The sequence below is a fragment of the Amycolatopsis lurida genome (assembly GCF_900105055.1).
GTDB lineage: Bacteria > Actinomycetota > Actinomycetes > Mycobacteriales > Pseudonocardiaceae > Amycolatopsis > Amycolatopsis lurida.
On record NZ_FNTA01000002.1, the window covers coordinates 214593 to 228672 of the forward strand.

Genomic DNA, 14080 nt, shown 5'->3' on the forward strand with positions numbered 1-14080 from the left:
GTGGGGCAGGGACGAGAGGGGATCGCGTGGGGTACGAAGTCGATCCAGCGAAGTTGCTGGAGGTGAGTGACGAGCTCGGGACCATCGGCACCGGACTGCGGTCGGTGAGCGGACAGGTGGCGCACACCGTGGTGGCCCAGCTGGACTTCGGCGGGGACCGCTACCAGAGCCACGGCGCCGCATACCTCGCCGCGAGCGGAGAGCTGGCGACTCTCGCCGTCAAGCTGGTCGGAGACATCGACGAGGTCTCCCTCTTGCTGCGGGAGTCCGCCGGTGTCTATGGGGAGACCGAGTCGGACTTCGCGTCGCGACTCGACGGCCTGCGCGAGGTGGGCGACTGATGGCCTGGTGGGACGAGGCCAAGGCGAGGTACCGGCCGGCCGGGCCGAACGGACACGTCAGCCCGACCGACGAGGAGATCAGGGCCATCCTCGACGACCCCGACGTCTCCGATGAGACGAAACGGGAGCTCATCGCCGCGTGGAGCTACGACTACGCGACGGGTTACCTCTGGGGAGACGTCATCATCCAGGAACGGACGGGGTACGACCCGGACACCGTGCCGGACGAGGTGAAGGAGTACATCGAGGAATACGACGCCCAGGAGTACGTGGACAACTACGCCGCGAACGCCATCAACAACGGCGCGTTGAGCCAGGCGGTCAACGACGCCGCGACCATCGCGACGTACGGCGAGGAGCACCCCGGGGGCCCCGGCGCGCTGCCCGGGTCCGGCAACCCCGGCGCGGACATGCAGGCCGCGATCGACCAGGCGGAGAACGAGCGCAGGTACGCGGACGACCTGGAAGAGCAGCGCGAGAACGCCCGGCAGCTTCAGGCCTACGCGGACAACTTGAAGGCCACCGGCGGCACCGGCGCCGCGAGCTCGGAGGAGATCTTCGACTCCGGCGAGGTCGGGCTGGATTTCTTCAAGCTGTTCTGGGGGAAGTACTGCCGGTACTCCAGCGGTGGGTCCCGGGTGGGTGCTCGTGGTTCGGGCAACGGCGGCACGTCCTTGACCGGTAACCCGTTCGCGGACAAATGGATCTTCAAGGCCCGGTACAACGAGCAGCGTGAGGTGGGGTTCAGGCGCATCGGTCTCCAGGCCGACCAGTACGCACAGGCGGTCGGCCGTCTCCAGCACCACGTCGGCGAGCTCGTCACGGCCCAGGGCGACCTGTTCGCCGATTGGGAGGGGGAGGCCGCGGACGCCGCGTCGTCACGCTACGACGACGCGGTGGGCCAGGCCAGGGCCTTGATGAAGGAGCTGGAAGACGCCGGCAAGGTGCTGAACGAGGTCCGCGGCGCGCTGGAGCAGATGTGCGTGACCAAGGCGCAGACCGTGAACGGCCTGTTCTCGTCGACCATCAACGGGATCGCGCCGGACATCGTCGATCGGCTGGTCACGGTCGCCAAGGGAGGGGCGAGCGACGAGGACATCCTTTATGTGGCCTCGCAGTTCGGCATACCGGCCGACCAGGAGTGCCTGAACATCAGCGACGACGTCAAGGCCGAAGTCCGGCAGTCGGCGGCCGAATGGTGCGACGGCAATCTGGTGCCGGTGGTGGAGACGAAGGTCGAGGCGTTCTGGGACGTCTGTGACGCCACCGACGAGGGGTTCGAGGAGGTCCTCGGCGTGATGCGGGAAATGCTCGAACAGGGCGCGCAGGCCGGTTCCGGCGGGCGGAGGGAGGTGATGCCGCGATGATCGGGGAGATCATGCGGGAGGAGCGCATCGAGCGGATGCGCGCGCGGTTCGCGGACCGGATCGACGGCAACCGGGACCGGATCGCCGCCAGGGCCGAACGATGCTACGCGGCGGAGAAGGCCGGCGCGGAGAAATCCGCGGCACTGACGCAACGCTGGCACAAGCGCGTCGCCGCGATCCGGCGCAGGGCGGAGGATCGCCGCGATGCCTTCCCGCCACCGAGTTCACGACGGCCTCGGGAGTTCGACTTCGAGCCTGACTGGGACGACGATCCGGGCCCTCGGCGGCGCCGGTAGCCCATCCGGCGACCGTCCTTTTCAGGTGGTGCCCAAGGGCTGACCGAGAGCGAAGGTACTAGGACCTCCGCCGCTTCCGCCTTGGCCGGCGATCGGTCAGGGTGCTCCCATGCGCGTCCTCCCTGCTTCACCGCGTGCCCGCAAGGGCGTGGTGCTCGGCCTGATCACCGCGGTCGTGCTGGCGGCGTCGGCCTTCGGCCTCGATCGGCTGGTCAACGCCCGGACCTTCCAGTTCTACGGCGGCCTGACCCATCGGGTCGAGGTGCCGGACAAGGTCGTGGCGCTCACTTTCGACGACGGGCCCGACCCGGCGGGCACCGGCGAACTCCTCCACGGCCTGGGCACGGTCGGGGTACCCGCCACCTTCTACCTGACCGGGCGGGAACTGGAGCGGCACCCGGACCTCGGCACGCGGATCGCCGCCGCCGGGCACGAGCTCGGCAACCACTCCTACTCCCACGAGCGGATGGTGTTCGTGTCAGCCGAGACGGTGGCCACCGAGATCGAGCGGACCGACGCGCTGATCCGCCGGACCGGCTACCGCGGCGAGATCACGTTCCGCCCGCCCAACGGGAAGAAACTGCTGGGCCTGCCGCGCTATCTCGCCGAGCATCGGCGGCGGACGATCATGTGGGACGTCGAACCGGACTCCTATCCCGAGGTGGCCGCCAGCGCCTCCGGCATCGCCGAGTACACCGCCGAGCATGTCCGGCCGGGCTCGATCGTCCTGTTGCACGGGATGTACCAGAGCCGGACCACGACCAGGCAAGCGGTGGTCCCGCTGGTCGAACGGTTGCGCGGGCTCGGCTATCGGTTCGTCACGGTGTCCGAGCTGCTGGCCCGGCGGCCGGGATGACCGCACGGACCACCCACTGCCGCCCACGCGGGCCGAATTCCAGCCGACCGCCGTGTTCGGCCAGCTCACCGGCGACGCTGGCCAGCCCGAAGCCACCGCCACCCGGTCTCGTGGTGGCGGGCAGTTCGTTGCCGACCTCGACATGCACGTCGTCGTCGTGGTTCCGCACGGTGATCCGGACGCGGGTGCCGGGACCGGCGTGTCTCAGCGCGTTCGTGGCCGCCTCCGCGATCACCCGCTCGGCCAGCGCTCCGGCCACCCCGTCCGGCACGCCGGTGGGTTCGTCCAGCACGAGCCCGGCGGCGCGCAGCCGCGCGAGGAGCTCGGGCAGTTCGGTGGACGCGGGTGGCGGATGCTCGTCCTCGGCGAGGTCGCGGAGGGTCTGCCGGACCTCGGTGAGCGCGTCCCGGCCCGCGGTGAGGATCGTGTCCACGCGCTCGCGGGCCGGTTCGCTGAGATCGGCGGTCGCGCGCAACGCCTCGGCTTGCACGAGCATCACCGTGGTGGTGTGGGCGAGCGTGTCGTGCAGCCGCCGTGCGGTGAGCTCCCGGCGTTCCGCGGCCGCGCTTTCCGCGCTGTGGCGGGCTTGCTGTTCGACAAGCCGGGTGCGATCGGCCACGTGCCGCCGCCGTTCCATGCCCATCGTCCACGCCACGCCGAAGGCCACCAGCGCCAGCAAAGTGCCGTCCACCAGGCCCTTGAATTCGCCCATCACCACCGCCACGGCGGCTGCCGCGCCCGCCGCGACCATCCGGTGCCCGGCACGGTTCGGCAGGGCGGCCACGGTGTAGACCCCGAGCAGGACCGGCACGTAGGCCACGTTGCGAGCGGGTCCCAGGAGCAGCTGAGCCACGGTCGCCGCGGCGACGACCGCGAGCACGACGCCGGGTGCCCGCCGCCGCGCGGCCAGCGGCAGCAGCTGCGCGGCGGCGACGGCCACCGCCTCCCAGCTCTCCGTACCCAGCCCGCTCGCCGAGAACAGCAGTGCGACCAGCAGGATCATCCCGAGGTCCAAACGCGCGCGGAGATGATTGAGCACGTCCCGACAGTAGAGTGTGCGCCATCGAGGTGATCCCATGGTTCGTGTTGTCGTGGTCGACGACCACGCCCTGGTCCGCGAAGGGCTGGCGATGGTGCTGGCCGCGCAGCCGGGCTTGACCGTCGTCGCGCAGCGCGCCGGCGGGCCAGAGCTGCTCGACTTCCTCGTCACCGCACGGGAACCGGCCGACGTCGTCCTGCTCGACCTCTACCTGCCGGGCATGGACGGCCTGGAGACCCTGCGCCGCCTCCGGGAGCAAATGCCCGCCCCGCCGCCCGTGCTGATGCTGACCACCATCGGGAGGCGCCACGAGATCCGGCAGGCGCTGGCCACCGGAGCCGCCGGCTTCGTGCTCAAGGACGCCACCGGGGCCGAACTGGCCGCCGCCGTCCGTGGCGCGCACGACGGAATGACCGTGATCAGCCCGTCCGCGGCGGCCACGTTGTGCGGTACCGGTGATCCCGGCCTGACCCCGCGCGAGCGCGAAGTGCTGTCGCTGCTCGGTTCCGGACTGTCCAACCGCGACATCGCGGGACGGCTCGGGCTGGCCGAACGCACGGTCAAGGTGCACGTCGGCAATGTGCTGGCCAAGCTCGGCGTCACCAGCCGGACCCAGGCCGCGCTGCGTGCTCAGGTCCTGCTCGGCTCGCGGGATTCATGAGCCGCCCTGGTTTTCGAGCTTCGCCCTGATTTCGGTGGCCAGGGGAACGTCGAGGTCGCGGTAGAAGTCGAGTACCTGGAGCCAGTGCCGGCGGGCCTCGTCGTGCTCGCCCAGCTCGGCGTGGACGTCGCCGATGCCGGCGTGGGCGTGCGTCAGCTGCTCGCGATGGCCTGCCTCGGTGGCGACGGCCAGCGCGTCGCCGTGACAGCGGAGGGCTTCGGCGTGGCGTCCCGCGGACGTGTGGGTGGCGCCCAACGCGTTGAGTGTCTCGGAGATCAGTTCGGTGTCACCGATGGCACGAGCGAGTGTCGCCGCTTCCTCATGGTGGCGCAAGGCCTGTTCGCCGTCGCCCCGCCGCCGGTACACCACCCCCAGAATCCTCAGACTGTCCGCTTGCTGGGTGCGGAAACCCGCTGCCCTGGCGAGAGTCAAGCAGCGCTGGGAGTGGTCGAAGGCATCGTCGTCGTGTCCGATGTGGAGATACATCTTGGCCAGGAGATTGACCGCGTTGCATTCGATGTGTTCGTCGTGATTTTCCCGGCACAGGGTGAAAGTCACGTCGAGATGGTGTCTGGCTTCTTCGGGAAGGCCGAGGCTCAGCAGATTCTGGGAATGGTTGATCCTGACCGCGCAGTGCAGATACCAGCTTTCGTCCGGATCGGTCAGCGTGAGTGCTCGCTCGAACCTCCGCCGGGCCTCTGCCAGCTCACCCCTCTTCCCGTACACACAGCCGAGAAAGCTCAGCGTCGCGGCCTGGAATCCCTGGTCCCCGGTGCGCTGGAACGCGGCCATCGCCCACTCGAGATGGTCGATCGCTTCGCGGTCCCGGCCCCGGCGGGACATCGTGACACCGAGTGCGCGTCGCGCCTTCGCTTCCGCGCGTTCGTCTTCCAGCGCACGGGCGGAGTCGACCGCGCGAGTGTGCAGGGCGACGGCATCGTCGTAGTAGCCACCGGTGTCGAGGTAACGCCACACGGTCTCGGACAGGTGGATCACGGACGCCGGTCCGCCTTGCCCGCAGACCTCCAGCAGATTGGCCCGCTCGGCGTCGAGCCAGCGCCACGCGTGGTCGTAGGCCGAGAACAGCGGTACTTCCCCGTGGGGTGCCGGCGCTTTCGGCCGCGGGGCGTAGTCGTCTCGCGCGATGACGTCCATCGCGGCCGAAGCCGTGAACAGGTAGTGGTCGAGCAACCTGCTCAGCGCGGCTGCGCGTTCGTCGGCGCTGTCGGTGGATTCGGCCAGTTCGGCGGCGTACGCCCGCAGCAGGTCATGGGAACGGTAGCGGCCGTCGGACGACTGATCGACGAGATGAGCCCTCCGCAGCACGTCCAGCGCGCGGCGCGTCTCCCTCAGCCCGGTGCCGGCGAGGGCCGCCGCCGCATGGTCGTCCGTGTCGTGCCCAGGATGCAGGCCGAGCAGCCGGAACAGCCTGGCCGCCACCGCGTCCAGCTTCCGGTACGACCACGAGAACACGGCCCGCACGGCGGTCTGCGGATCACCGTCGACGTCCAGCAGATCGAGCGCGTCCTGCTGGCCGGAAAGCTCGTCGACGAATTCGCCGAGGCCGCGAGCGGGCCGTGACCGGATCAGCTCGGCGGCGATGCGCAAGGCCAAGGGCAGCCGAGCGCACCGTTCCACCAGCGCCGCGACCGCTTCCGGCTCGGCGTCCACCCGGTCGGCGAGCAGTTCGCGGAGCAGAACGCGGGCGTCCTCGTTCGGCATCCGATCGAGATCGAGCCGATGGGCGCCCTCACGGGCGACGAGACCGGCCAACGCGTCTCGGCTGGTCGCCACCACGAAACACGACGGGCTACCGGGCAACAAGGGACGCACTTGCTCGACCGTGCGGGCGTTGTCCAGCACGATCAACATCCGGCGGCGGGCGACGAGGGTGCGAAACCGCGCGGCGCGCTCGGCGAGATCCTGCGGAATCGCCGCACCGTCCAAGTCCAGCGCGCGCAGGAACCCCGCCAGCGCGTCTTCCGGCGAGACCGGCTGATCGGGGCCGTAGCCGCGCAGGTCGACGTACAACTGGCCGTCGGGGAACCGATCCCGCACCCGGTGTGCCCATCGCACGGCAAGCGCGGTCTTGCCCACTCCGGCGGTTCCGGCGACGACCGAGACCACCGCGGACTCTCCGGTGGCGAGGAGGCCGTCGAGCTCCACGAGTTCGGCGTCCCTGCCCACGAAGCCACGCACATCCACCGGCAACTGAGCGGGGACACTCTTGGCCGGCCCCTTCTTGACCGGCCCCAGCGTCTCTCCCGCGAGCATGCGCTGGTGCAGCTCACGCAACTCGGGCCCAGGGTCCACCCCGAGTTCTTCGACGAGTGTGTCCCGTGCCGCGCGATACGCCCGCAACGCTTCGGCCTGCTGCCCGGAGCGGTACAGGGCGGTCATGAGCAGGCCGTGCAGCCGCTCGCGAACCGGATACCGGCGCACCAGGTCCGTCAGTTCGCCGATGATCGCCGCGTTCAGTCCGCAGGCGAGTTCGGCCTGGTAGAGCGTCTCCAGCGCGACCGACCTGAGCTCGGTGAGCCGCTGCGCCCAGTCGGCGAGCAGTGGGACGTCGACGTCACGGAACGGGTCGCCGCGCCACAGGCCCGACGCCCCGCGCAGGATGTCGACCGCCCGCTGGGGTTGCTCGTCCGCGATTTCTCGCGCCTCCTCGAACAGCGATGCGAACCGCTCCGAGTCCAGCTCTCCCGGCAGCACCCGCAGCCGGTAGCCCGCCTCGCCGAACGACAGCCGATCCGGCTCCCCGAGCACACCGCGGAGGCGATGAACGTGTAGCTGCAGCCTTTGCCCGTGCCGCGGGTCGCGCCGGTCACCCCACAACGCGCCGGTCAGCACGTCCACCGGCACCGCCTGGTTCGCTCGCGCGAGCAGCACACCGAGCAGGATGCCCTGCAACCGTCCCGCCGGCGCCTCGTCCCGCCCGTCGCGTCGGACCCGCAGTGGACCCAGCACCTGAAACTCCACCGCACCCTCCCAGCCGCCCGCTCACCGCCACCAGTGTGGCGTACGGCCAGGGTGGTTCACGGAGCGGCGGCGGTGCGGGGCGGACAGCGACGGATCCACCCGTCCCGCCCGTGCCGCGAGGTCCTCGTGGCACTGACGCTGCTCTTCTGCTGGAGAGCGCTCACGCTCGCCGATGCGCATGGCCTGCTTCGAGGTCTGAGCCATGGCACGGGCCAGGCGAACGGCGCCTGGCCCGTGCGTTCCGTCAAGCCAGGCGGACCTGGAAGACGGCGACCCGGGCGTCATGCCCGTCCACGCGCATGTCCACGGTCTTGGTGTCGATGAACTGCTCCTGGACGACGCCGTTGCCGGCCAGCCAGTTGATACGGTCGATCCCGGTGCCGAAGCACCGGCGCTCCGCGTCCAGGCCGGTGGCCCTGTAGTAGTTCGGGTTGTTGGTATCCGCGGTCCAGAAGACCAGGCGCCCGACGTTGTGGTGCGCGAGCACGCGACTGGCGTGGATTCTCTTGTGCTCGTTCCACTCGTCGCGCAGGTCGGCGCGCTGGTCGCCGTTGTACGCGTTCGCGATGTAGTGCGAGTTGATCAGCGCGAACTGGAGCGTCGGGTGGCTCTGGTGACGCACCACGACCTCGTTGATCCAGCGCGGCGGGGTCACCCCGCTGATGCCGCCGTGCACATACGTGGTCTTCGCGCTCGCCACCTCCCACGGCTGCGGGATCGAGATCGGGATCCGGAACGACGTGTTGTGCCGCAGGAACGCGTTGTTGTACAGGGGACCGAAGTAGTGGTCGATCATCGCGGGCTCACCGGTGTCGCCCTCGTTGATCTCCTGCCAGCCGACCAGAGGCCGCACCAGGGAGTCACAGTTGCGGACGGCGTCGATCGCGGCCTCGCGCGCCCCGAGGTTGTCGCGGCCGATGTTGGCGGTGACGATCGGCAGCCGGATCCATCCCGTCGCGGCGGAAGCCGTGCCGGCACCGGCGGTCAGGACCCCGAGCGCGGCACCACCCCCGAGAGCGAGCGCCTTGCGTCTGTTGAGCATTCCGGACACAGCAGATTCCCTTCTCGCGCTGTCACTGCGGGACACAGCCCGTCAAAGTGTCACAGAATGCGGTGCGATTGTGACCCCTGCGCGCCAAAACTGCCGCTTGCCGGTCAGTCGCTGATCAAGCTCGGCGCCGAACCGTGGACCACACAAGCGTCAGCTCCGCCGGTGCCGAACACCTCGGGCCGCGCCTGGACACAGCCCGGTATCGCTGGGCGAACCGCGGCTCTGGTCTGTCAGCGCTTCGGAATTCCTGCCACCCCCAGGCGGGTTTCCGTAGGTGTCGGCGGCACCTCTATCGTCACCACCGTGAAGATCTGGGCGGAGCGGCCCGCCGCGAACGACGTCGAGGCGGTCGTGCGCCACTATTTCGACCTCGTGCGGGCGGGAAAGATGCCTGAGGCGGGGAAGCTCGTCGACCACACCTCGGCCCGGCACGTGCTCAAGGCGCTCTGGTCCGGCTCCGTCGGAGCGAGTACCGATGTGGATCCTGTCCACGATGAGTGGGAACACGACCTGTCGTGGCTCGGAGAACTCGGCCTCGGGAGTTTCGCCTGGGGCGAGACCGGTAGCCATCTCTATGTCGAAATCACCTATCGCGAGGAGGTGATCGACGTGGCATTGGGCTTCTGGGTCAAACCCGTCGACGCGGGCTGGGCGGTCTCGGGGCCGTCCACTCTCTGGTAGGAGAAGAAAGCAGCGCGAACTCGGCGCCGGTCCGCCGGCACTGCGACCAATTCGAGAAGAAGGTCTCGCCGGTAGCCGAAGGAATTCGAGGTCCTTCGGCCCTGAGTGACAGCGTCGGACCCGGTGAGATCCACCGGGTCCGACGTTGCCCGGTCAGCCCTTGAAGTAGCCCTTGAACAGGATCTCACTGATCTTGGTAGTGGTCTCCTGGCCGGTTTCGTAGCCGTTCTGGATGACCTTGGTGTTGTTCATGAGCGAGAGGGTGTATCGCTCGTGCGGCCCGACGAAGCCGACCGAGTTCATGATCCAGGAGCCGTCGTCGTTGTCGTCGGACCAGCCGTTCTTGTTGCCAGGGCGGGCGGCGGCACCGGCGCCCCAGACTCCCCATTGCTGGTTGACGTCGACGGCGCGCATTTCGCGGACGATGTAGTCGCGGTGCTGTCGCGGCAGCTTCGTCAGGACGTGGTTGACCAGCCGGTCCAGATCGTTCGCGGTGGTGAGGATCCAGCCCCAGTGGTGCGGGTGCTGGTCGGTGAACCGCATGTCGGTCATCCCGTACGACGGGAAGCGCTTGGCGAACTCGGCTTCCCCGCCGTACCGGGTCCACAGCGTGTGTGCGGCGGCGTCGTCGCTGGAGTTGAGCATCCGGTGCATCAGGTCCCGGTCTTCAGCGGTCAGCTGGACGGCGCCCGAATCGTTGCGCAGCAACAGATCCACCACCATCGCCAGCTTCGGGGTGGAGCAGGCCCAGATCAGGGTTCCGGCGGCCTGGCTCCGGTAGACGGCTCCGGTCCACCTGTCCCGGAGGACGATCCCGGTGTCACCGGGCCTGCTGTCGGCGTACGCCTGGGCTCGTGCGATGCGGGCCTGAAGTTCCCGGTCGAAGCGGGTCGTCGCGCCGGCGGGCGCGACCGGGGTCAACGCGACTGCCACCAGTATCGCGGTCAGGATGACGGAAAGTCTCTTCATGTGCTCCCCAGGTTATCGGTTGTTCCTGAGCTTGAAGGCGTTCGCCGGCGCCCGAGGTTGTCACGACTTGCCGGATAGTGACGCCGGTCACTTCATGGCTCAATCTTGTCTTCTCTGTGAAAACCGAAATCCGATCGCCGGCGGAAGTCCGTTGTCGCTACGGGCACCATTGGCTGCGCGGCGTGGTCGGGTTTAGGGTGGTGTTCCTGCTTGTCCTTTCGATTCCCGGCCGTCCAGGAGGTCGAGGTGCTGATCGATGGTGAGGGGGTGCGTGGCACCCGGCTGGACGCGCTGGACGCCGCGGTCGTCGAACTGGCCTGGCACGGTCAGGCTGTGTTCGTCACCGGCTGGCCGGACGCCCTGCAGACCCTCACGCTCCGCGCCGCGACCCCGGCTGACGTCGCTCACCTCTAGAACTCACCGGGCTTGAAGTTGCCGGGGCTCAGTCCGAATCGAGGAAGGTGGCGCGGAGCCATCTGATCCGCGGAGCTTCCGAAACGGAACTGAGCGAGTCCGAGCGGCAGCCGGGCGTTCTGGCGATCAGGCGATCGCACTCCTGCCGTCGCAGTCGGGTGCGGCAGGCGCGGGTCGTGATCGTCGGTGTGGGAGGTGCTGGGTGCGGTGGCCGGCGCGGCCGGTAGCCGCTACACCCCGGATCTTGTTCCCGCGCTGAAACGGTCCACCGCACCCAAGTTGCCGATCTGGGGCGAGGACGATGCCTTCGAGACGGTGGAATACGCCGAGAAGTTCGCCTCGGAAAGCCCGCGAACCACGCTCATCCGTATTCCGGAAGCGGACTACATCCCCACGGAGAACGCCTTCGTGGAGTTCTTATGGCGTAGAGGTCCGGACGGAAGCGCATCCTCGTCCTCGTGCGTGCGCGGAACCTCCCTGGTGTCGCGCACGCGACCCCAGGGAGGTTCCGCCGACATCGGCTGTTCGCGGCAACGCGGTGAAGCCACCAGGACACAAGGACTGCCGCTTCCGGACGGCGCCCACGCCTGCCAGGCATGGCTCACCGGTCCGCGAGAGGTGCAATCTCCCGGACTCGTGCGGGCGGACGCCGGAACGCTTGCGCTGCCCTTCGCGTGGGGAGCAGCCACGCGACTTCGCTTCGACCGGCTGATCGACCAGGAACGCGACAACTCCGCGGCGGTGGCGGCTGATCTCGGGATCAGTTCGACCAGGCGACCACGCCGATGTAGCCGAAGTTCTGGTGACCGCAGCCGGTCCAGGTCACGAGGTAGCCTTCGGCGCGTTTCTGCTGGGCGAGTTGAGAGCCGGTCGCGTTGCACTGGGCCAGGGTGGAACCGGTGACCGTCTGTTGATAGTACGTGGCTGCTTGTGCGGGCGTGGTGATGACGACGGGCAGGAGGGTGATCGCCGCGGCGGCGCAGAGTTTCTTCAGCACGGGAGCAGCCAAGCACACCGTCGGCGTGGCTCTGTGGGTAATTTCCGCAGATAACGCCGACTTTCTGGATGGCGAAGCGAGGTCCGGAAATCGCGGGCGGCGCATACGGTGGCCATCGGATTTGGGCCTGGCCGCCCACCCGGCCCGCTCGTTCCGGGCGTGACCATGCACCCGAACCGGCGCCACGTCATGAAACCTCGGTGTGCCGATCGAGCCCCAGGGTGCACGTGTTCGTAGCGCGCCAGTGATTCCGTCGCTGCCGCCTCCTGCGTGCGTCGGCATGCCGTGAGCGACTTCCATGCCGCTCGTACGGACCACCTTCCCCTGTGGTCTGGACCACGGCGGGAAGGGTGGGATCCTCTGTTACCAAGCCTCGGCTGGGTGGGCAACCGACGATGGTCGGGTGAATGGCGATGCCGATTCCGTTACAGGCAACCGGGTGAATTCGCGTTCTTCCGCTTCACTCCAATGTCTTCGATGATCGAAAAAGGCTGTCTCGCCGGTTGCACGAGACGGTGCACGTGCGCATGGTCGTGCTGCTCGCATGGTGAGAATCAGATTCGGCAAGATCACTTTCTTGTTTCCGCAGTTGGCGGCGTCGTCGGCGGGGGAGAAGTGATCTTCGTTGGCGCTTTTCCGCTTTTCCGCGTTTGGCTCGGCGGCGTGAGGGGAACCAGCAGGCGCTGCCCGGGTATGTGCTTGCGTACCAAGGCGGTCTGAGCTGGAAGAATTGGACGAGGGGAGGAAGTTTGCGACTGTTCCGCCGGCGATGAGACCGGCGGCGCAATTTTTTCTTCATTTATTTTTCACGCATCCGTCGACCGGTGGATGCGCTGGCTTGTTCATGCCTCATGCGTGCTCGTTATCCGATGTCATTCCAAGATGTGCGGCGGATTGACGCTGGTTCAATAAAATGAATGACAGTTATTGCCACCCTGTGTAGCGTCGAGCGATTTTCGGTCGAAGCGGCTTTCCCACCATTGGCGGTACAGACGATCTCCTGGCCCGGGCAGCGTGTGGTTTCGGCCCGATGTGGACAGACGTGGCTATCAACTCGTGATTTCCTGTGGACAGAGAGGAATCGGTCATGCGGCCTGCGCCAGAACAGTACGGCCACACTGGACGGAACCCGGTGCCGACGCGGCGGCTTCAAGAAGTACTGACCGGCCTGGCGGGCAGGCACGGTGTTCCGGGAGCACAGCTCGCGGTGCTCGAAGACGGTCTGACCACAGTGGTCCAGACCGGTGTCGAACATCAGGACAGACGGAGACCGATGAGCCCGTCGTCCGCCGTACCGATCGGATCGGTCACGAAACTGGCCACCGCCACGGTCGTGATGGCGCTGATCGCGGACGACGATCTCGAACTGGATCAGCCGGTCGGCGAGCTGCTGGGCGACCCCGGTCTCGCCGGGGGAGTGACCCCGCGTCATCTGTTGAGCCACACCAGCGGCCTGCCCTCCGATCCGGCCGACGTCACCGGGACGTGCCTGCGCGAGATTCGCGCGGCGATCCCCGTATGCCCACCCGGGGCCGCCTTCTCGTATTCGAACCTGGGCTATGCCCTGGTGGGATCGCTGATCGAGGTGGTCACCGGGATGACCTGGCGTGAAGCCGTCGAGGCGATACTCCTGCGTCCACTGAAGATCGAGCCCGCCTACGCCGAAAGCCCGAGAACGGTTTCCGGCCACGGACGCGCCACCGGACCGGCCGGTGCGCGTCCGGTCGAGCAGGCCTTGCCACCGATGCTCGAACCCGCCGGCGCGCTGGCCTTGAGCGCCGCGGACCTGGTCGAACTGGGCCGGGTCCATCTGGGAAAGCCGGGTTTGCTCGACGTCGTGACCGCCGCGGACATGCATCGCCGGGTGCCCGACGCCGAGCCGTTCGGCCTGGCCGACGGCTGGGGGCTGGGAATCGCGCACTACGAAGACGAGGACGAAGTCTGGCTCGGCCACGACGGCACCGCCGACGGAACCTCCTGCCAGTTGCGGATCGATCAGGCGGGTGCCTGCGTCGTCGCGTTCACGGCGAACGGGGCCGCGGGCACGGACATGTGGCACGACCTCGTCGCCGAGCTCCGCGCGCTCGGCCTCTCGCTCCCGGAGCGGCGGCTGCCCGCACCGGCCCGCCCTGTCCCGATCCCGACCGGTGACTTCGGCACCTACCGCAACGGCGCTCTCGACTACACGATCCGTCCCGGCGACCACGGCGGAGCCGAACTCGTCGTCGACGGCGAGGTTTTCCCCGAACTCACCCTCCACGACGACGCCTCGTTCACGGTGCGCGACCCCGTCACCGGTCGCCCGGCGCCGTGCGGCCGGCTGCGCGGAACGCCCGGCGAGGCGACCGCGATCGAAATCGGCGGCCGCCTCGCCCGGCGTCACTGAGCCGCCTTCTCCCTCCCCGTCCCCCTTGCCCGCCTCGGTG

The 14080-nt window shown here is 68.4% G+C and carries 13 protein-coding genes; 8 read left to right on the top strand and 5 right to left on the bottom strand.

Features of this window, described 5'->3' with window-relative positions; all coding sequences use genetic code 11:
* The first annotated feature begins 26 nt into the window (after positions 1–26).
* From BLW75_RS01265 to BLW75_RS01280, 4 genes are all read left to right on the top strand, one after another.
* Positions 27–341, top strand: coding sequence for a type VII secretion target (locus tag BLW75_RS01265; protein ID WP_034307929.1), 315 nt, complete (start codon positions 27–29; stop codon positions 339–341).
* Positions 341–1708: a WXG100 family type VII secretion target gene (locus tag BLW75_RS01270; protein ID WP_034307927.1), complete on the top strand. Its 1368-nt coding sequence runs from the start codon at positions 341–343 to the stop codon at positions 1706–1708. The genes BLW75_RS01265 and BLW75_RS01270 overlap by 1 nt, the downstream gene beginning before the upstream one ends.
* Positions 1705–2004, top strand: a complete 300-nt coding sequence (locus BLW75_RS01275; protein ID WP_034307925.1) for a hypothetical protein — start codon at positions 1705–1707, stop codon at positions 2002–2004. Before BLW75_RS01270 ends, BLW75_RS01275 begins: the two co-directional genes overlap by 4 nt.
* Before the next feature lie 109 nt (positions 2005–2113).
* Complete coding sequence (locus BLW75_RS01280; RefSeq protein ID WP_091596474.1) at positions 2114–2860, top strand: polysaccharide deacetylase family protein; 747 nt, start codon at positions 2114–2116, stop codon at positions 2858–2860.
* On the opposite strand, the gene BLW75_RS01285 is transcribed toward BLW75_RS01280, so the two are convergent.
* On the bottom strand, positions 2823–3899 hold the full coding sequence (locus tag BLW75_RS01285; protein ID WP_241783401.1) for a sensor histidine kinase: 1077 nt from the start codon (positions 3897–3899) through the stop codon (positions 2823–2825). The genes BLW75_RS01280 and BLW75_RS01285 overlap by 38 nt on opposite strands.
* Before the next feature lie 37 nt (positions 3900–3936).
* Between BLW75_RS01285 and BLW75_RS01290 the strand changes: the two genes are divergently transcribed.
* A complete protein-coding gene (locus BLW75_RS01290; RefSeq protein ID WP_034307923.1) occupies positions 3937–4560 on the top strand; it encodes a response regulator in 624 nt (207 codons plus the stop codon).
* Here BLW75_RS01290 and BLW75_RS01295 read toward each other — a convergent pair.
* Entirely contained in the window at positions 4555–7530 is a 2976-nt protein-coding gene (locus tag BLW75_RS01295; protein ID WP_158005368.1) for an AfsR/SARP family transcriptional regulator, read from the bottom strand. The two genes, BLW75_RS01290 and BLW75_RS01295, sit on opposite strands and share 6 nt — an antisense overlap.
* Before the next feature lie 256 nt (positions 7531–7786).
* Positions 7787–8584 (bottom strand): hypothetical protein, encoded by a 798-nt coding sequence (locus BLW75_RS01300; protein WP_241783399.1) that lies wholly within the window; start codon positions 8582–8584, stop codon positions 7787–7789.
* A 312-nt stretch (positions 8585–8896) separates the two neighbouring features.
* Here BLW75_RS01300 and BLW75_RS01305 point away from each other — a divergent pair, with 312 nt between their 5' ends.
* On the top strand, positions 8897–9274 hold the full coding sequence (locus BLW75_RS01305) for a hypothetical protein (RefSeq protein WP_034307917.1): 378 nt from the start codon (positions 8897–8899) through the stop codon (positions 9272–9274).
* A 153-nt stretch (positions 9275–9427) separates the two neighbouring features.
* Here the strand turns inward: BLW75_RS01305 and BLW75_RS01310 are convergent, their stop codons facing one another.
* Positions 9428–10243 (bottom strand): serine hydrolase, encoded by an 816-nt coding sequence (locus BLW75_RS01310; RefSeq protein ID WP_034307915.1) that lies wholly within the window; start codon positions 10241–10243, stop codon positions 9428–9430.
* A 210-nt stretch (positions 10244–10453) separates the two neighbouring features.
* Here BLW75_RS01310 and BLW75_RS42090 point away from each other — a divergent pair, with 210 nt between their 5' ends.
* Complete coding sequence (locus tag BLW75_RS42090; RefSeq protein ID WP_143055281.1) at positions 10454–10657, top strand: hypothetical protein; 204 nt, start codon at positions 10454–10456, stop codon at positions 10655–10657.
* A 760-nt stretch (positions 10658–11417) separates the two neighbouring features.
* Here the strand turns inward: BLW75_RS42090 and BLW75_RS42650 are convergent.
* Complete coding sequence (locus BLW75_RS42650; protein WP_034307912.1) at positions 11418–11654, bottom strand: hypothetical protein; 237 nt, start codon at positions 11652–11654, stop codon at positions 11418–11420.
* 1087 nt (positions 11655–12741) lie between these two features.
* Between BLW75_RS42650 and BLW75_RS01320 the strand changes: the two genes are divergently transcribed.
* Complete coding sequence (locus BLW75_RS01320) at positions 12742–14040, top strand: serine hydrolase domain-containing protein (RefSeq protein ID WP_241783397.1); 1299 nt, start codon at positions 12742–12744, stop codon at positions 14038–14040.
* Positions 14041–14080: the final 40 nt, after the last annotated feature.